The sequence below is a fragment of the Paraflavitalea sp. CAU 1676 genome (genome assembly GCF_029223285.1).
Classification (GTDB): domain Bacteria; phylum Bacteroidota; class Bacteroidia; order Chitinophagales; family Chitinophagaceae; genus Paraflavitalea.
This window is the reverse complement of the sequence record NZ_JARHUJ010000009.1, coordinates 70148-89754: the sequence shown is the minus strand read 5'-3', so window position 1 is coordinate 89754 and position 19607 is coordinate 70148. Positions and strand designations below refer to the sequence as shown.

Genomic DNA, 19607 nt, shown 5'->3' with positions numbered 1-19607 from the left:
AATTACCATCGCATGTCGTCACCAATAGCGTTGATCACGGGGGCTACCTCCGGTTTTGGAAAAGCCATCGCCATCAAGTTTGCCTCCAATAGGTATAATCTGGTCATTACAGGCCGTCGTGCAGAAAGACTGCAGGAACTGAAGGACACACTTACCTCCACCTATGGCGTGGAAGTAATAGCCCTCTCATTCGACGTACGTAGCAAAAAGGCCGCATTCGATGCCATCGATCAACTGCCGGCCGCCTGGAAGGCGATAGATGTGTTGGTAAACAATGCCGGATTGGCACTGGGAAGAGACTATTTTGACGAAGCCTCGATCGAAGATTGGGATACCATGATCGATACCAACGTCAAAGGCCTCTTGTACATGAGCAAGGCCGTGATCCCCAGCATGATAGAACGCAGACAGGGGCACATCATCAATATCGGCTCCACAGCCGGCAAAGAAGTGTATGAAAAAGGGAACACTTATTGCGCTACCAAGTATGCAGTGAATGCCTTGTCACAGGCCATGCGTATCGACCTGCTGCGTCACCGCATCAAGGTTACCGTCATACATCCCGGTGCAGCAGATACCGAGTTTTCCAACGTACGCTTTAAAGGTGATGGCGATCAGGCAAAGAAAGTGTACGAAGGCTATGATCCATTAACGGCAGGCGACGTGGCCGATGTTGTGTATTACACCACAACTTTGCCAGCCCACGTATGCATAAACGACCTGGTAATGACTTGTACGGCACAGGCCAATTCGATGTATCTGTTTAAGGATCACTAATTAAGACATTGATTTACAGGCAATCTACTAGCAGCCGGTGAAAATAGCGGGAAGGATTGTGATTTCTGGATGATTTGAGTATTTTTGATTCGAATCGTAATCCACATCCCTAAAAAAACCGTTCGTTATGGTTAAGACCTTACGTAAGACCATACTACCCGTCTTACTCCTTTTATTCTCCAACGCATTATTGGCGCAAGACGTCATCAAACAGCAAAGCTGTGAAGGTGGCAATCCCTATCAACAAACAGTCGACAGTCTCAAACAAGTGTACGCATCCCAGGGCTTCACCGTATTACGCGAAGCATCCATGATGATGGAAAGCGAGTTTGAAATGCCGATCGTGATGCCAATGAACCAGGGCACCGGATACCAGTTTGTATTCATTGGCGACCCTACCTCCCGACTGTATGAAGTTCGTATGTACGACTGGAACGAAAAGCAGGTTGTGTACAAACGGAACCAGTGGGGTGATATTGATGGGAATATTATTACCTACAACTATGTGCCGCAGTTTACAGAGTACCACATGATCAAGCCGGTACAGATCAACAAGAAGAAGAAGAAACTTTGCGGTTATGTGATGCTGCTGAAGAAGAGCGGCACCGGTGAACCCGAAGCGCGTAGCACACGCTAATAATAACATTAAACAAGCAGCTTATCGAACATATTTACTATTGATGACAGCAAATGGCGGGGACCCTAAACAGGCCCCCGCTTTTATTTCAACCATCGGGCTTTGAGTGAAGGAGCGCCATACTGTAGACGGAGGCGCTAATTGTTTTCGTAAGCAAGCAATAAATCTTTGTTATTTCTTCTTGTTGTTGTTGAACAGGGTATAGAACAAGCTCACCTGGATAACGCCGTTCTTGAAATCTGGATCAATGTCCTGAGAATCGAAGTCACCTACTTTCGAAATACCGGCAGTATAACGGGCACCGATACCTAGCCCCATATTACTATGGAAGCCCAGGCCACCGGCAATAGAAACATCGGTACTCTTGGCAAAATCATCGATCTGCATGTCATCTGTTTTTTCGCTTACCTTGAAACCGAACTGAGGACCAGCTTCGAGGTAGAAACCGCCCGTAAAACGGTATTTCAGCAACACAGGCACGTTCACATAACTCACCTTCAGGTTTTGTTCGTTGCCGGCATTTTCCAGCTTGGCACCCTGCGTGGAGAACAACACTTCAGGTTGTATGGCGAAGTTGTCACCCAAAAAGAAAGTAACGAAACCGCCGGCGTGAAAGCCAACCAGCGCTTTATTATCAAGATCCTTAAAATCGCCCCCGGTAAAATTGCTCACGTTGACACCTCCCTTAATACCCAGTTGGAAGGTCTGCGCAAAGCCCGTAACACTTGTCAGTATCAACGCAGCAAGGATTAACTTTTTCATACTCATTTTTTTTGTGAATACATTTTTGTTCAGGACCAGCCGATAGTGGCTACCCAATGGCCTCTGCAATTCTCATACTTGTGGAGAAGAAGAAACAAAAAAAGAGCCGTGCAGTGGTTACTGCGCGGCTCTTGATAAGTAAGTCATTGGTATTTACTGGGCAAGTGAGATACGTATCTGAACACCTGCCTTTGTATTCGTGTTGGGAGGCGAAGTCGAAATCTTGGGTATCACCCGCCGTTGATCAAAGTAAAATTTGATATTAACACGGTTACTCACCACATAATCGATCGTTGGGTTGATGGTGATCACCTTTTGTCCGGCTGTTGGCAAAGCCTGCGTTTGATCGAGCCTGCTATTGGAAGTGATATCATCACGGATGCTGAAATCAAGTCTGAAGCTGGCATCGTTATCGAGCGGCTTACCCTTCCATTTGATGAAAGAGAAAAGACCGCGCTTGCGGAAACCGGCGCCGATCTCGAACTCGGTAGAGCGCGCTTCACTCAACTGGAAGTCGATAAGGCTCAAGCTCAGCGTTCTTGATTTCTTGAAACCAAAACGGGCAGTAACCTGGTTGGTGAATTGCATATCGAAATCGATCAACGGTTCAAACCTTTCATCGATCGAAATATTCGGCACCAGGAAATAAGGCACAAAGTTGCCCGAGGTAGAATCATAGAAGCCAGGATAGTTATAAGCGTACGGATCCTGGTACAGCAACGCCGAGTTATAGCTGTTCATACTCAGGTGGCTATTGTATCGGTGCGACATGCTGAAGCTGGAGAAGATCTTCTCAAGCCCGGAAATACGCGTCAATCCGGTGTATGTTATAGCCCAGTTGGGTTTGGGCAGGTAACCCGAGAAAGGATTGGAGCGGATATTGGAATTGCTCTGTTTGAGCAACGATACACTCATCGGGTCCTTACCGGTATAAGCCGCAATAAAGGCTGGCACCAACACATCCTGTGCATAGCGGTTATAACCATAATAGTAACCGTCGGCCTGTATCTTCTGGGCATCGGGCAATTGTTGCCAATAAGGGTTCTGCTCTGCCAGGCGCTTCGACAGAATGATCCGGTTGCTTTCAAAGGTCTTGAACGTTTCAGAAACCTCTGTTGGGCTCGTCGGGGTGAAGAGCGTCCTGAAAGCGATCCAGGTAACGCTGAAGCTACCCGCCGTATAAGGTGCCAGGCGCGAAAAATGCAGGCCGGTACCCGTAGTATCTTTGTACAACTCACGGTAGTTCTTACCGAATTGTTTATCGAGATTGATATCGATCATCAGATCGCGGATCGGCTGCAGCTGTGCGGTAATAGCGATCTTCTGCGAATAGTCCTGCATGTTCTGGAAGTTGAACAGCGAATCGGAAGTTAACCACCCCTTCTTGGCCATGGTATTGATAAAGGTCGTATCGGGCTGCTTACCGAATACGAATCCCAAACCGGGCGCCATCGACTTGAAGTTCATACCAAAATGCTGTGTGCTATCGGTATAGCCGAAGATATTCGCACTCGCATTCTCCGTATACTGGATCTGCATACGCTTGAACATGGTCAGGAACCGGCCGGCAAATTTCATTCCGCCGCCCAGGTGCAATGGTTCGTTGGGATCACGTTTTACCTTTTGCTTTTTGCCACTGGTATCTCTTTTGTTGGCATTGGGGTCGGGCGCCGCCGGACCATTGGTACTCTCTTCATCAAAGGCCCTTAGTAGTCTCGACTTACTATACAAGCGCGTAAAATCAAACTCGGCAGTCAATCCCTTTTGTTGCGTATTGGAGATCGTATTACCGAGGTTACGGGCAATCAGCGAGGCACCGATCCAGTTAAAGGAAGCTACGTAGTTGGCACGTAGCGTGGTCCAATCCAATGCCGGGATCTTATTGATCGGCACCGTGTACGAGAAATTAGCCGTTTGCATATAAGCAATGGTACGGCCACCTTTCCACAGGTTATCCCACATACGCTTCTTGCCTTCCTTGTTCAGCCTACCGCTGTCTTCATCGATCCAGGCCTTATTGGTAGCTGTGAAGTCGATGTTGAACGATTTGGTAAGATCCCAACGAAGGTTATAGATACGATCAAAAGTGAAATATTTATCGAAAGTCTCGGGCAACGTTCCTTTGGGCTCACCCACATTGCGCGGACGGAAGGCGCCGAACTGACGGTTGATATCCGCCCGGAAGCCCAGCAACGACGGCAGCGGGTTGATGTTGAAATCCCTGACCAGTGCCAACCACGGCGACTTTGATTTGAACAGACGTTTGGCAGGTTCCCAATACTTGGGCGTAGAGGAATAATTGTATCCCAGTCCCGCACGATGACGCTCCACCGCATTGTTTTCGATCAACGGGTTATGTTGTTCTTCTTTATAGTAGGAGTAGCTTACATCGATGTTCTCGATGCTCCATAATTGTTGCTTCTTACCCGTCGTGTTGATCTTCTTCACATTGGTGAAGTTGACCGACTTGATGGTCCGCACATCTACCGCATCATTGCGGATGGAGTCCTTCTGCTCGCCGGGCGCCGCCTTCACCTTATCCTTGAGTTGAATATCGAGGTCGTAAGGATCGTATTGAGGTGAACTCACTGTTTTGGAATAGCTCGCGTAGAACGGAATAGAGATACCTGCTTTTTGCGGCAGCAATTTACCCAACTCGAGCTGGGTAGCTACATCAAACTGTGTAAAGTCTTCGCGCGAGCGCTCGTTGATCTTCTGCTCGAGCGTACCAAAACCCTGGCTATGAGCGCTTCCCGAAATGTATAGAGTTCCGAGGTCCGATAGTTTAAAGTCGATCCGGCCGGTAGCAGCCCAGGCGCCTTTCTCATTGAGTTCACTCAGGCGAAGCTCGTTGATCCACACTTCGGTGCAGGCATTGTTGTGGCGGCGGTTCTCAACCCCCACAAACATCACACGTACCTCACCCAGGTTCGGATTACCCAACAGGGCATATTCCTTACCGTCAGCATCCACCTGCCTGAAATAGGTGCCGTTGTTGCTGATATTGTTTCGCACCACTTTCAGCTTGATCAGGCGCTGCAGCTCCAGGTCAAGTTCGTTCTGAGAAGGCCAGATGAGCTCATCGTCCTTGGTGTACCAGGGCGATATCTTTAATGGGATCTTGACCTCATAATAGTTATTGATCAGGTCGTTACCCAAACGGATCACACCGTAAAGTTCACCATCCTTGATATCGGTACTGGAGTTCACCGCCTCCGCATGCAAGTACATTTGCAGGCGGCCATACTGGCGCAGGTCGAGGTTCATGGTCTTGAACACACCCCTAGAATCTTTCAGGGGTAGCCCGCAGATCTGCATGCTCAACGACTGCTCGTTCATCAACACATTCACGTTGTTGTTACTCAATTGTTGCTGACGAACTACGCCGGGAGGTGTTCTATAAGGAATAGGTTCGCGGGAGGCATTCTCCTCGATATTTACTGCCAGTTGTTTGAAGGTAGTTGGCGAGTTGTCGGGAATGGGCACATACTGGCCGGCAGTATCCAGCTCATAATTGAAACGCCTCCATTGGTTGCGCACCAGTTCAAGCTTGGCAAAACGCAGTACTACAGAGTCCGTAAAACCAGTAAGATACATCCGGATAAAACGGATCGATTTGAAATCGGGAATATTACCCACCTTATTCTGGTATTCGGAGATCGGTATGCGGAAGAGGTACCAGGTTTCAGGCTTTCCGCCGCTGGGCGTGAAGCCAATACTGTCAGTAATGAAGTTACGGCCCACCTGGAACTCGCTTCTTTTAAGATCAACTTTATACTCAAAGTATTCTTCCAGTTCATTAAGGGTATTATCCCGGTTGAATTCTTCCTGGTCGGGATAAAGGGTGAAGGCACTCACAAACTCGGAGCCTGAATTGGCCACCGGCGAGTTGCCCTGCGGACTATTGATCTGCTTGTAACGGCCAAGTATCCCCGTTTTGGTTTCGTCATAGTCCTGATCACGATAGTTCAGGAAGTTGTCATTTGCAGGATCCTGGATAGCTTTTTGGTAAATGGCAGAGTTTACACCAAAAGTGCCAGCCAGCCTGTTCAGGTATTCCTGGAACTTCCTGCGTTCGGCATCGTCATCCAAACCATCGAAGCCAGCATCCTGCAAGGGACGATCGGCAGGGTCGTTACTGAAAGCCGAAGTAACCTGAATGGGGTTGGCAGGCACTTTGCCCCATTTGGTCGTGGAGTCTTCGAGTGCTTTGGTAACAGCACCGCTGATACCGTTCTCGAAGAAACGCTTGCCGTCTTTCAATACATCTTCCGATATATTACCGAGGTTGAAATACAATTCGCCACCGCTGCTCGTGGGGTTGGTGAGATAAGGATCCTGCAGCCAGAATTCAATGAACTCGACGTTGCCGGTCTCGAAGTCAACCTGGTCGATGCCGCGCATGATACCACCCCATCTCTTTTCGGGATTCAGCAGCTTTCCATTCGCAGTTACTTTCTGAGCGTCGAAATTATAGGGCCCTTTATCGGTAGGATAATAAGCCATATCGAAAGTCACCAATTGTGCCTGCCCCAGATCGGGTGTACGATTGGGATATATCTGCGTCACCGTAATGGGGCGAACGCGCGGATCATTGAAATCCTCGTACCCCCTCACCGGGTTATTGGGTGCTCTTTTATCCTGCAGTACTGGTTCAATATTATACCAGGCGATCTTGGCGCGGTTGTAACCATAAGGCAAAGAGTCGCGGTATTCCGCTTCCGGGAATAGGCCATTGCCCGCAGGCGTTGACGCCAGGCCCCAGTTCACCAGGGGGAAACGCAGATCGATGGCATTGCGGGCGCCCTCGAAATCATCGATAAAGATCAAACCACTTTTACCCTCGCCAATTTGTTTGGGGTGACCGGGCTTCAGATAAGCAGCCTCACCATAGGCGGTGATCGTACTCATCTCAGTAGCATTATAGAAAGGTAGTTTATCGAGCCAGCGTGTCAGCTTGGGAGCTTCTGTGCGGTAGTTAAAGTCGAGCCCATACATGGTGTTCTTGATGGGATCGTCGTTGTAAGCCGTTTTGGTATAGAAAGGTCGTTCAGCAAGGCGCACCACGGTACCACCGATCTGTAAAGACTCGCGGGCAGTATTCTTCGCCATATAGTCGAGCCGCAGCCCCATAAAACTTCGCTGCTGAATCCCAAACCCCGCGTTGTTCTCGAACTGAACATTGATGGGCAGTCCGGAACTGAGAATGGCCTGGTTGATGATCTTCACCGTGCCGAGGCTATAGTCTACTACGAAGTCTACATTTTCCCTCAAAACCTGGCCACCCGCCATTACCGACACCGAGCCCTGCGGCACGTTAAAGGCGCCTAGCTGTATTTCGGAGGCAGAACTTCCTTTCGCGGTACCCTGAATGATGTAGCGGTCGAGGTTGGCGTATGTCTTGGCTATTTCTTTAATAGTATCATATAACGGGTAGTACACATATTTATCCCGGATGTCCTGCGAACTGGACGGGAAAGCCTGCTTGGCAAGGTCTTCACCAAAAGGTTCCAGGAATGGAAAGATGATACGGGCCTGCTGCGACATGACCGTAAATCCTTCAATATAATCAAAGACCCCATCGGGTAATGGGTCGTTCCGGGCATTGAGCCGGTCGAGGTTGAGCACCGTGATCAGGGGAACACCCGATTTATCACCCTCTGGCAGGAAACGCTTTTTACCAAGGCTGGGTTGTTCATACAACACGTTCAGCTTGAAATCGCCCGGTTGAATGCTCGACAGGTAGCTACCGTCGGGAGATTTCAAAGAGTATACGTTCTTCATCATCAGTTGCCACAAAGGAAGGTTGGTGCGCTGCGAGGTCGCCTTTAACAACTTAAGGAACAATACTTTTTGAGTACCGGAAACATTGGTGGTAGTATCGGGTGTCACGTCCTGTGAAAACTCACCCACCTGGTAGATCTTTCCGTTGTATTGATATTGAAAGGCTACACCCAGCACTTCGTCGGGCTGCAGGGGTTGACTTAACGACAAAAACCCTACCTGAGGGTTGAAGTAAAAATCAGTGGGGTTCAGCTTACGGGCAAAGGTCTTTTCAAAGTCCTGTACCGCCCTCAGTCCCATCGAATTCAGCTTGCCGGTAACGGACGAGGAATTACGGCTGGCAGGGTCCGACCACAATCGCTGATAAAGGTCATTTACTTTGTTATCGGGCAATCCGTTGGGCGTTGGCGTACCCGGGCCAATATTCCCATTAAAGGGTTTCGGCTCGCCAAGGTCCATCAAACCAACGATATCCCTGGTTTCTGTGGTCGATCCGTTCCGGTTGGTTACCCATACTTCCACCCGCAGGATCTGCACCTGGGAGGTAACGACCGGCAGTTTGGACATGGCCGTATTGAAGTTGTCCTTGAAGTATTGGGCCATCAAAAAGTGCCTGTTCTCTTCATAATCATTGGCCTTGAACTCGAACGACATGCTGGACGAACCACCCTGTACGCCAATGGACTGGCGTTGTGAGCGTTGATTGGCCAGCACACCTGTTACGAACAGCTTGCCGAATTGCAGCTGCGTTTTGATACCAAAAAGCTGTTGTGCGCCCGGTATCAGCGAGCCTTTTGAAGAGAAAGCAATATTGCCCGCTTCGATGCGCTTAATGATCTCATCGTCGGTGCCGGTATAGTCTAGTTTCAGCTGGTTCTCGAAGTCGAAGTTGGCGAGGGTATTATAGTTGATGGGCAGTTTCAGCTTGTCGCCGATATTCCCGATCACGCTCAGGTTGGCGTTCATGTCGAAATCGAAACCACCATTGCGGCGGGCTCTTTCGGGAAGCGCCGGGTTCTTGATATTCTGCCCCTGATAGCCGGCCAGGATATTTACCTCACCCTGCGGCCTGATCTCGACCTTACCGTTGCCGAAGATGCGGTTGAACAGGTTATCGGTGACCGACAATTTGGGCTGAATCAGTTTCTTATTCAGGCTGCTAAGGATATTGGAGCGCTTCTTAAAATAATCCTGCTCCATTTTCTTCGATTGCAGGGCCATGAATTCGTCGAAAGTAAGATAGGTGGGCTTCCGGTAATAGAAGCTGCCAATCTTCTCAATAATATAATATTGCCTGGTCTTAGGATCGTAAATAACTGAATCACTAATGTTTACAGGATCTTTCAGGTCGAAGGAAGTCCTTGTCGGATTGGAAAATTTATCTCCCCTACGATCATGAATGGGATACTTGAGCGTGTCTGTTGCAGAACGCTGTTGGGTTGGCTGAGCAGGTGCAGGTTGCTGGAAACCCAGTGCTGACGAACAGCACAGGACAAACAAGGCAGCACTACAAAAGGCCGTTAAGCTAATGTGGTTGAATTTGCGGACCAATCTTTTTTCTCCAAGAATTAGTAAGGTAGAATTCCGTTTGCGATAGGCTTAGAGTGTTTTTAACGCTTTCTTGATTATGTCTTCTACAACGGCGAGGTCCGGCTGTGCTTTGAGGGCTTTCTGAACAGCTTGTTCACCGGCTGCACGGGGGATACCCAGTGCTATCAGAGCATTTAACGCATCCTGTTCCAACGTATTGTTTTTCAGTGTGGGAATATTTGCATCCAGAGCGGTTTTGCTTATTTTATCCCTCAGTTCCAGCACGATACGTTCTGCAGATTTGCGACCAATACCTTTGATACTTTCCAACTGTTTGGTGTTACCATTGGCGATGGCCCTGACAATTTCGTCAGGCTTCAACGAAGACAACATCATCCTTGCGGTTGCTGCACCTACTCCCGATACGCTGATCAGCATCAGGAAGAGCTCCTTTTCAGCTACCTCCGAGAAGCCAAACAATATGTGCGCATCCTCACGAATATGCAGGTACGTATACAGCATCCCTTTATCATGCTCCTGAATAGCGGAATAGGTATTCAAACTGATCAACAGTTCGTAACCCACACCATGGGCTTCCACATGCACTACAGTAGGAGTCTTGTACACGAAATTGCCTCGTATAAACGCAATCATGGCTGCGAAAATAGGGAATTAAAGTATAATGTCGTTTTCGGTTTTCACATTATCGTTTTGGTATACAGGCCCCTTGGATGGCCTGCGCAGCCGGATAACAGAAGAACAGCTACCCTTGTCAAAGCCTGTGCCAAGGCCCGGAGAAAACCTTTTTCGGGCATCACAATTCCGTAAATAAGGCAACAGCAAAGCTAAACTTGTTGTTGTTAAGATAATATGACACCCGTAGCCGGTCAGCCTGCTCCTCCTATCAGCAGGCGATTAGTGACAACCCTAATGACCTCACTGGCTTTTCCCAGGAGCAGTCGATGCTGGCGATCCTCCCCTGTTAACGGCTTCCGGGCTCACCGCCTGAATTCCAGACTATTGACTCTTTTTCCTAATTTTGCCACCTCTTGAATGTACTTATTCAATATCTAAAGCGATAAATAGTAGCATGAGTCAAAAAATCACGGCTGCCATCACTGCGGTGGGTGGCTATGTTCCCGAAGACAGGCTGACGAATTTCGACCTGGAAAAGATGGTAGAGACCAATGATGAGTGGATCCGTACCCGCACTGGCATCAGCGAGCGGAGAATATTGAAAGGCGAAGGACTGGCTACTTCAGATATGGTAGTTCCAGCAGTGAGAGAACTGTGTGCAAAAAGAGGGATCGACCCTTCCGAGATCGATGCCATGATCGTTGGCACCGTTACGCCCGATATGATGTTCCCTTCTACCGCCAACCTGGCCTGCCATAAACTGGGCGCCAAAAATGCGTGGGGGTTTGATCTGCTGGCTGCCTGCTCAGGCTTCCTGTATTCACTCACTACCGGCGCAGCGTTGGTAGAAAGCGGCCGCTACAAAAAAGTAGTAGTGGTAGGCGCCGACAAAATGAGTTCTATCGTAAACTATAATGACCGCGCCACCTGTATCATATTTGGCGACGGCGCCGGCGCCGTATTGCTGGAACCCAGCACAGATGGCATGGGTATCCAGGACAGCATCCTGCGCAGCGATGGCTCGGGCGGCAACTACCTGCATATGAAAGGCGGTGGTTCACTGCGTCCCGCATCTGCAGAAACTGTGGCCAACAATGAGCACTACGCCTACCAGGAAGGACAGGCAGTATTCAAATTTGCCGTCAAGGGGATGGCCGATGTAAGTGCCGAACTGCTCGAGCGCAACAACCTCACCGGTAACGATATCTCCTGGCTGGTACCACACCAGGCCAACAAACGGATCATCGATGCAACAGCCGATCGTATGGGCCTTTCGCACGACAAAGTAATGCTGAACATTCAGCGCTACGGGAATACAACTGCCGCCACCATTCCCCTCTGCTTGTGGGAGTGGGAGAAGCAATTGAACAAGGGCGAGAATATCGTGCTGGCCGCTTTCGGCGGGGGCTTTACCTGGGGCGCTACCCTGGTGAAATGGGCTTATTAAGGCTGCTTACTCCTGGCGTTGATTAAACCAGTCGCCGGCACGCCACAACACTGACAAAACTATTTCCATGCCTGATCAACAACTACCCTATTCGGGTTTTGGCTCACTGGCCATTCATGCAGGCCATGAACAAGACCCGAGGTATGCACACCTCACGCCTATCTATGCCACCTCGACCTTTGTTTACGACGAAGCCGAGCAGGGCATGCGCCGCTTCAGCGGCGAAGAAAAAGGATACATCTATTCACGCTGGGGCAACCCAACGATGGATGAGGCAGCCAGCAAGATCGCCGCCATGGAGGGCTTTGCCCTCGCCAACGGACAGCCGCTTCCTGTAAAAGGATACCTGCAGTCGTCCGGCATGGCCGCCATCAGTGCACTGTTCATGAGTACGTTGAAGACAGGCGACAAAATACTTTCACACTATTCGCTGTACGGCGGATCGCAGGAACTGATGGACCGCCTGATGCCTGATTTCGGTATCAGCGCCATCATTGCCGACCTGCGCGATCCCGATAAAGCCGAGGCGGCATTGAAGGCCGATCCGGCGATCAGGATGATCTACATCGAAACGCCTGCCAATCCGACCTTACAGTGTGTAGATATCGAGGCACTCACGCAACTCGGCAAACGATACGGCAAGATCATTGCCTGCGACAATACATTCGCTACCCCCTACCTGCAGCAGCCCTTTAAGTACGGCGTTGACTTTGTGATCCACTCCACCACCAAGTTCCTGAACGGACATGGCACTTCTATCGGTGGCGTGTTCCTGGGCAGGGATATTGAATTCATGGAAGGCAAAGCCTATAAGGTGCACAAAATGCTCGGCGGCAACAGCAATCCATTCGATGCCTTCCTGTTGATCAATGGCATGAAGACCCTGGAAGTAAGAATGGACCGACATTGCTTCAATGCCATGGAAGTCGCGAAGTTCTTCGAAGGACATAAATCGGTAGCCAGGGTAAATTATACCGGCCTGGCCTCCCACCCCGACCAGGCCATAACAGCGCGGCAAATGCGGCATCCAGGCGCTATGCTGAGCATTGAACTGAAAGGTGGTTTGCAGGCAGGCATCCAAATGATGAACCGCCTCAGGATGTGCACCCGCACTGTATCACTCGGTACCTGCGATACATTGATGTGCCATCCCGCTTCGATGACCCATTACAGTGTGCCCAGGGAAAAACGGGAACAATACGGCATTACCGACGGCCTCATCCGCATCAGCGTAGGCATGGAGAACATTGAAGACATCATTGCCGATATCAACCAGGCTTTACAATAACTCACCGACCAACAAGGATATAAAATGAGCATCACCATCAGAAGAGCTGTCAAAGAAGATTGTCCGCGGTTAATGGAATTGATCCAGGAGCTGGCAGAATTTGAAAAAGCGCCCGATGAGGTGACCGTGCAGATGGAACATTTCGTGGAAAGCGGCTTTGGACCCAACCCCGTATGGTGGGCTTTTGTCGCGGAAACGGAGGCTACTGCTGGTCAGCCCGCCATTATTCATGGGTTCGCTTTATATTATATCCGTTATTCAACCTGGAAGGGCCAGCGCATTTATCTCGAAGACTTGTTGGTGAGCGAAGCCATGCGCGGCCAGGGACTTGGCAAATTATTGTTCGAACGCGTACTGCAGGAAGCCAAAGAAGGCAACTACAGCGGCATGGTGTGGCAGGTACTTGACTGGAACGAACCGGCGATCAATTTTTATAAAAAATACAATGCCGCCTTCGATGGCGGATGGATGAACTGCGCCATCAGCTTTTAATTGGCAGGCTTCACGCCCCTGCATGGAAGTGATTATTGAATGCGCACGAAGGTGATCTCCTCCGGCAGCGATTTGCGATCGTAAAAACGCTTTATAGTGATCGTTTTGCAATCATGTCCCCATTTGTAAGGATAGGGAATATAGTTCCTGTACAGGGCGGAGACCATGTTGTGGAGATATAAGTTCCCGTTCTCATAATAATAACCATAAATAGTGCTGTAAATGCGCGGATACTGGGTGCTCACGGCGGGGTCCATGAACGGCCGTGCATTGAACTCAACGATCGGGTTATCGTGTATTTTGAAGTCGGAGGGAGTATTAAAATCGAGGGTATCGAGGCGCTGGCTTTTTTCAACCCAAACGCCGGAGGTTGGCGGTTTACAGGAGTCGTCGTCTTTATCGCAGGCAGTTAACAATGACGCCACCAATAGGATAAGTAAAAGCGGTCTCATGTGCAGGGAGTTTCAGGCTTTGACCATGTAGCTGAAAACATCGTTGCAGCTGCTCCCTTTTTTTGATGAAGACCGCCTTTACCGTTATTTAGAATACATTACACGTTACTAGTCAACGTTTTCTGTCTCTACTTTTTTATCAATCTTATTGATGAGCCCTTGCAAAACTTTGCCGGGGCCTACTTCCGTGAACCGGTAAGCGCCATCGGCGATCATCGCTTGTACGCTTTGCGTCCAGCGAACAGCTCCTGTGAGCTGGTCGATCAGGTTCTTTTTGATCTCTTCCTTATTGATCACCGCTTTGGCTGCCACATTCTGGTAGATCGGACAGGTGGGGTTGTAGAAAGTGATCGATTCGATCGCATTCTTCAATTCTTCACGGGCCGGCTCCATAAGAGGTGAATGGAAAGCACCGCTAACCGGTAATACCAATGCTCTTTTCGCGCCGGCTGCTTTCATGCGCTCTACAGCTATTTCAATGCCTTTTACAGATCCGCTGATCACCAACTGACCGGGGCAGTTATAGTTGGCAGGAACTACGACCTCTCCGGTTTCGGCCTGGATGGCCGCACAAACCTCTTCAACCTTGGCATCATCGAGCGCCAGCACGGCCGCCATGGTAGATGGTGTAAGTTCGCATGCCTTCTGCATGGCCTGTGCCCGTACGCTGACCAGCTTGAGGCCATCCTCGAAACTGAGTGCACCGCTGGCTACCAATGCAGAGAATTCTCCCAACGAATGACCAGCCATCATATCGGGACGACCGGCATCTATACCTTTAAAGGCTATCACGGAGTGGAGAAATACAGCAGGCTGTGTAACCTTGGTTTGTTTCAACGCTTCTTCCGTTCCTTCAAACATCACATCTGAAATACGGAAGCCCAATATTTCATTGGCCTGCTCAAACAACTTTTTTGCAAATACACTGAGGCGGTAAAGGTCCTTTCCCATTCCCGGAAACTGCGAACCCTGACCAGGAAATACGTAAGCATGCATCATATTAAGCTATAGAGGTTTAGACGAACAAAAATGCCACAAAGACTTTAACTAACCAAAAGTCCAACGTTTTATTGTTCTACTGCGAACTTTTGCTTTAATATTAACGTCATCGTAATTTATTCTTCTACGATGCGTTGCCCGTAGCAACGTTTAGGAGCTATTTATTTAATGCAGATCAGAAGATATCAATTTCATAAACTCGCTGCGGGTTTCATTCTTTTCGAATTCGCCCCAGAAGGCCGATGTAGTTGTTACTGAGTTTTGCTTTGCAACGCCACGCATCATCATACACAAATGAGAGGCTTCAATAACAACCGCTACACCCAGGGGTTGAAGGGTTTCCTTGATAGCATCCCTGATCTGTGTGGTTAAACGTTCCTGCACCTGCAACCTGCGCGAATACACATCTACCACACGGGCTAATTTGCTCAACCCTGTAATGTATCCATTGGGGATATAGGCAACATGCGCCTTCCCGTAAAACGGCAGCATATGATGCTCACACATGCTATAGAGCTCTATATCCTTTACCACGATCATTTCACTCACCGATTCATGGAACTTGGCAGAGTTGAGGATGGCATGTGCATCCTGGCCATACCCTTGTGTCATGAACTGCATTGCCTTAGCGATCCGCTCGGGCGTTTTTGCGAGACCTTCCCGGTTGGGATCTTCACCGAGCAATGCCAGGGCATTGCGATAGTTCTCCATCAATCCGGTGGTGGTCTTCTCATCGTATTCTTCTGTTCTAATATATGCCATACTATACTATTTCTGGTTTCGAATATCGTTTGCAGGTATTGCCGGTTATACTACGGGGTACTCTACAAAATTCCTTTCCGTTTCATACAATCTCACCTGCAAATCGAACTTTGCATCAATCCGGGGCCTCAGCAGATCATAGATCACCACACAAATATTTTCAGCAGTAGGGTTGAGTGTTTTGAAGAAAGGGGTATCGAGGTTCAGGTTCTTGTGGTCCAGCTGCTCCAGCACTTCTTCCTTGATAAGGTCGCTGAGGAGTTTAAGGTCCATAACATAGCCGGTAACGGGGTCGGGCTCACCCACCAGCTTTACTACCACTTCGTAATTGTGTCCGTGAAAATTAGGATTGTTGCACTTCCCGAACACTTCATCATTCTTCGCCATGTCCCACGCAGGATTGTAGAGACGATGGGCTGCATTAAAATGTTCTTTCCGGTATACCGCTACTTTCTTGTTCATCGTTTAAATTACTAAAATAACATTAGTCGGCTTGGGCAATTGTCGGGTTGACGACAAATTAGCTCAATCGCCAAAATATTCCACGAATATCCGTGGCGTTTCATAGAGCTTGATACAGTGTAACCGTACAGTTGCAGGCAGGTGGGGTTGTAATTGTTGCCAGATCGCGATGGCCAGGTTTTCAGTTGAGCACATCTTACCCTGCATGAAATCGACATCGAGGTTCAGGTTCTTGTGATCGAGCTTATCGAGTACGTACTTTTCGATAAGCTTGCTCAGCGCCTTTACATCGTACAGAAATCCGGTATCTGGGTCAGGATCGCCTTTAATGGTAACCAGCAGCTCATAGTTGTGGCCATGCCAGTGTTCATTGGCGCACTTACCAAATACGGCTTCATTCTTTTCCTTGGTCCACGTGGGATTATACAGCTTATGCGCTGCATTAAAATGTTCAACTCGGGTGAGATACACCATATTCCTCCGTTATCAATTCAAAAAAGGACAGTAATAAGAATCCCGGGTAACCAGCGGCACCCGGGGCTTCATAAAATCAGGCGCAAAGGTAATATATGATAGGGATTTCAGGATATTTGCACCATGCATATCCTGTTAGTAGCCGCTACAACCTTTGAAATACAACCAGTTACAGACTATATACAGCAGCATTCCAATTCGATACATCCCCACGCTGTAAGCATTCTGGTGGCCGGTATCGGCAGTATGGCCACCACTTATCACCTCACCAGGCAAATTGCAGGCAACAAGCCCGACTTTATCATCCAGGCAGGAATCGGCGGTAGTTTTTCGCCGCACTTTCAGCCCGGAAGGGTGGTATTGGTGGATGCTGAAATGATCGGAGATCTGGGCGTAGAAGAAGGAGGCCATTTCAAGGACCTATTCGATATGGGCCTGCAGCAGGATGAGCCGGGAACTACCAATGCCCGCTGGCTAAAGAACCCCCATGTATCGAACTGGGAGGGATTGGGCCTGGCGCTGGTACGTGGCATTACTGTAAATGAAATAACGACCGATCCATTAAGGATAAAGCATTTTCAACAAAATACCCCCGCAACTGTTGAATCGATGGAAGGTGCCGCGCTTCACTATGTGTGTCTCCGGGAAAATATCCCTTTTATGCAGATCAGGGCCGTTTCGAACATGGTAGGTGTGCGGGATAAGCAACAATGGAAAATGAAAGAGGCCATTGTTGCGCTCAATGAACAGTTGATCAATATTATTAAGACATTATGAAACTTAGTATAGGCTTTTCTCCCTGTCCGAATGATACTTTCATATTCGATGCCCTGGTAAATAAAAAGATCGACACCGGCGATGTTGAGGTGGAAGTTATATTGGAAGATGTGCAGACCCTCAACGAGTGGGCCCTGCAAGGCAAACTGGATATTACCAAGATCAGCTACGGAGTATTGCCACTGGTATTAAAAGAGTATATCGTACTGCCTGCAGGAGGTGCACTGGGCAAAGGGGTAGGTCCTTTGCTGATCACCCAACAAAATGGCATCACTGCCGATGCCGTATACAATAGCACCATTGCAATTCCCGGCGAACACACTACGGCACATATGTTATTCTCACTGGCATTCCCCGATGCGGGCAAGAAACAGTTTACCCTTTTTTCAAAGATCGAAGATGCTGTTATTGACGCCACCGTGGATGCCGGAGTGATCATTCATGAGAATAGGTTCACCTACCAGGACAAAGGACTCGTGAAGCTGATGGATCTTGGAGAGTACTGGGAAACACAAACCGGAAGCCCGATACCGCTTGGCGGCATCGTCATGAAACGAACCCTGGGCACTCCGCTGCAGCAAAAAGTGAATACCCTCATACGTGCCAGTGTTGAATTCGCGTTCGCAAACTATCCGCTGATCACTGAATATGTAAAGCTACATTCGCAGGAGATGAGTGAGTCCGTCATGCGCCAGCACATCGACCTGTATGTAAATAATTATTCTATCGATCTTGGCGAGGAAGGACGCTCCGCAGTAGGCCAGTTTCTCGACATCTATGCACGTTTGCACAACACAACAGTGTCGAAAGACGCAGTGTTCCTGTGATACAGATTATCCTCCGGTGTTATTAAACTATAGCGAAGCCAGGTCGGCCATTTATTTTTTCAGGGCTTTGGCATAGGTCTCCAGGCAACGTTTACGCGCCAGGTCGTGCTCAACGATCGGACGTGGATAGGTTAGTTCTTCAAGTTCCGGCACCCATTTGCGGATATACTTCAAATCGGGATCAAATTTCTGCGTTTGCAGGTGGGGATTAAAAACGCGGAAATAGGGAGCTGCATCGCAACCACTACCCGCAGCCCATTGCCAGCCACCGTTGTTGGCAGCCAGGTCAAAATCGAGCAGCTTTAGTGCAAAGTAGGCTTCGCCCCAGCGCCAGTCGATGAGGAGGTGTTTGGCGAGAAAGGAAGCAACGATCATCCGTACGCGGTTGTGCATGAAGCCTGTTTCATTAAGCTCGCGCATACCCGCGTCTACGATCGGGTACCCGGTTTGTCCTGTGCACCACCGCTCAAACTCTTGCTCATTGTTTCTCCACCTGATGTGTTCATATTCAGGCTTAAAGGCCTTCCCCTCCCCTACCTGTGGAAAATGCCAGAGTATCATATGGTAGAAATCGCGCCAGATGAGTTCATTCAGAAAGGTTTCGCTGGAGCCGGATGCTTTTTGCGCGAGTTTACGGATGCTAACTGTACCAAAACGCAGATGTACACCAAGTTTCGAGGTACCATGAATGGCAGGATAATCCCGTTGTTCCTTGTATTTCTTCAACAACTCCTCACGCAAAGTTTTGGGCGGAAAAGGCTGTTGGGTTTCTTCAAACCCCATCGAGTTTAGTGAGGGAATTCGCTTTGGTGCTTGCTGATAGAAACGCTGATGATACTTCTTTACCGGATAGCTCTTCAGGTAAAAATCCTTCAGGGCAGCTTTCCAGCGACGGCTGTAAGGCGTGAAAACCGTGTAGGGCCTTCCATCGTCTTTGACCACTTCGCCTTTCTCGAATATCACCTGGTCTTTGTAAGTATGAAAGGATACCTGCCGATCATTCAACAACCGGCGGATGGATTCATCCCTTTTCTGCGCATAGGGTTCGTAGTCGTGATTGGTATACACGCTTTGTATGGAATGTTCCTCCAGTAATTCATTAAAGACCTGATCGGGAATACCGTAGTAAACTTCGAGGGTACTACCCAACTTCCCGAGTTGCTCCTGCATCTCCAGCAAGGCTCCGCGGATAAACTCCACCCTGCGATCAGCTTTGTCCTCAAGCTGATCGAGAATATTTCGATCGAAAATGAAGAGGGGGATCACCGGTATCCCGGCTTTGAGCGCATGATAAAGGCCCGCATTGTCATCGAGGCGCAGGTCGCGGCGAAACCAGAATATGTTGACAGGAGTACTTTTATGAGACATGGCAGTCAAGATACCTACAAAGCAGCTGCCTCTTTCATTTGTGAAGGTCCGTTTAATGACCAATGGTGAATACTTAAACACGCAGGCCTCGCTTTTGTCCGCTCCATCCATCATGAGAGGTTGCTTTAGTCAG

Annotated in this window: 16 protein-coding genes; 7 read left to right on the top strand and 9 right to left on the bottom strand. The window is 49.0% G+C overall.

Translation table 11 applies throughout. The features are described 5' to 3' along the window. The first annotated feature begins 12 nt into the window (after positions 1-12). Positions 13-777: an SDR family NAD(P)-dependent oxidoreductase gene (locus P2H89_RS27535; RefSeq protein WP_275833190.1), complete on the top strand. Its 765-nt coding sequence runs from the start codon at positions 13-15 to the stop codon at positions 775-777. 127 nt (positions 778-904) lie between these two features. Beyond that, positions 905-1414 carry a hypothetical protein gene (locus tag P2H89_RS27530; protein WP_275833188.1) on the top strand — a complete coding sequence of 170 codons (510 nt, stop codon included), beginning with the start codon at positions 905-907 and terminating at the stop codon, positions 1412-1414. A gap of 171 nt (positions 1415-1585) precedes the next feature. On the opposite strand, the gene P2H89_RS27525 is transcribed toward P2H89_RS27530, so the two are convergent. The 3 genes from P2H89_RS27525 to ruvA form a co-directional block, all read right to left on the bottom strand. Next, positions 1586-2176: a porin family protein gene (locus P2H89_RS27525; RefSeq protein ID WP_275833186.1), complete on the bottom strand. Its 591-nt coding sequence runs from the start codon at positions 2174-2176 to the stop codon at positions 1586-1588. A gap of 153 nt (positions 2177-2329) precedes the next feature. Next, positions 2330-9511, bottom strand: a complete 7182-nt coding sequence (gene sprA / locus P2H89_RS27520) for a cell surface protein SprA (protein WP_275833183.1) — start codon at positions 9509-9511, stop codon at positions 2330-2332. Between the two features lie 48 nt (positions 9512-9559). Next, positions 9560-10144, bottom strand: coding sequence for a Holliday junction branch migration protein RuvA (ruvA, locus tag P2H89_RS27515; protein ID WP_275833181.1), 585 nt, complete (start codon positions 10142-10144; stop codon positions 9560-9562). A gap of 436 nt (positions 10145-10580) precedes the next feature. On the opposite strand from ruvA, the gene P2H89_RS27510 reads away from it, so the two are divergent. The 3 genes from P2H89_RS27510 to P2H89_RS27500 all read left to right on the top strand — a co-directional run bounded on the left by P2H89_RS27510 (position 10581) and on the right by P2H89_RS27500 (position 13353). Next, positions 10581-11573: a beta-ketoacyl-ACP synthase III gene (locus P2H89_RS27510; protein WP_275833179.1), complete on the top strand. Its 993-nt coding sequence runs from the start codon at positions 10581-10583 to the stop codon at positions 11571-11573. Positions 11574-11640: 67 nt separating this feature from the next. After that, a complete protein-coding gene (locus P2H89_RS27505) occupies positions 11641-12861 on the top strand; it encodes a PLP-dependent aspartate aminotransferase family protein (RefSeq protein ID WP_275833177.1) in 1221 nt (406 codons plus the stop codon). A gap of 24 nt (positions 12862-12885) precedes the next feature. Next, positions 12886-13353, top strand: a complete 468-nt coding sequence (locus P2H89_RS27500) for a GNAT family N-acetyltransferase (protein WP_275833175.1) — start codon at positions 12886-12888, stop codon at positions 13351-13353. Positions 13354-13385: 32 nt separating this feature from the next. Here P2H89_RS27500 and P2H89_RS27495 read toward each other — a convergent pair whose 3' ends face one another. The 5 genes from P2H89_RS27495 to P2H89_RS27475 all read right to left on the bottom strand — a co-directional run bounded on the left by P2H89_RS27495 (position 13386) and on the right by P2H89_RS27475 (position 16502). Beyond that, entirely contained in the window at positions 13386-13805 is a 420-nt protein-coding gene (locus tag P2H89_RS27495; RefSeq protein WP_275833173.1) for a hypothetical protein, read from the bottom strand. A gap of 108 nt (positions 13806-13913) precedes the next feature. Continuing rightward, positions 13914-14804 carry an ACP S-malonyltransferase gene (fabD, locus tag P2H89_RS27490; protein ID WP_275833171.1) on the bottom strand — a complete coding sequence of 297 codons (891 nt, stop codon included), beginning with the start codon at positions 14802-14804 and terminating at the stop codon, positions 13914-13916. 165 nt (positions 14805-14969) lie between these two features. Further along, positions 14970-15566, bottom strand: a complete 597-nt coding sequence (gene folE / locus P2H89_RS27485; RefSeq protein ID WP_275833169.1) for a GTP cyclohydrolase I FolE — start codon at positions 15564-15566, stop codon at positions 14970-14972. A 45-nt stretch (positions 15567-15611) separates the two neighbouring features. Next, complete coding sequence (locus P2H89_RS27480; protein WP_275833167.1) at positions 15612-16028, bottom strand: 6-carboxytetrahydropterin synthase; 417 nt, start codon at positions 16026-16028, stop codon at positions 15612-15614. 63 nt (positions 16029-16091) lie between these two features. After that, positions 16092-16502 (bottom strand): 6-carboxytetrahydropterin synthase, encoded by a 411-nt coding sequence (locus P2H89_RS27475; protein ID WP_275833165.1) that lies wholly within the window; start codon positions 16500-16502, stop codon positions 16092-16094. Between the two features lie 123 nt (positions 16503-16625). On the opposite strand from P2H89_RS27475, the gene mqnB reads away from it, so the two are divergent. Together mqnB and P2H89_RS27465 are read left to right on the top strand one after the other, a co-directional pair. Further along, a complete protein-coding gene (gene mqnB, locus P2H89_RS27470) occupies positions 16626-17279 on the top strand; it encodes a futalosine hydrolase (protein ID WP_275833162.1) in 654 nt (217 codons plus the stop codon). Continuing rightward, entirely contained in the window at positions 17276-18106 is an 831-nt protein-coding gene (locus P2H89_RS27465) for a 1,4-dihydroxy-6-naphthoate synthase (protein ID WP_275833160.1), read from the top strand. The genes mqnB and P2H89_RS27465 overlap by 4 nt, the downstream gene beginning before the upstream one ends. Positions 18107-18157: 51 nt before the next feature. Here P2H89_RS27465 and P2H89_RS27460 read toward each other — a convergent pair whose 3' ends face one another. Further along, a complete protein-coding gene (locus P2H89_RS27460) occupies positions 18158-19474 on the bottom strand; it encodes a deoxyribodipyrimidine photo-lyase (protein ID WP_275833159.1) in 1317 nt (438 codons plus the stop codon). Between the last annotated feature and the right edge of the window lie 133 nt (positions 19475-19607).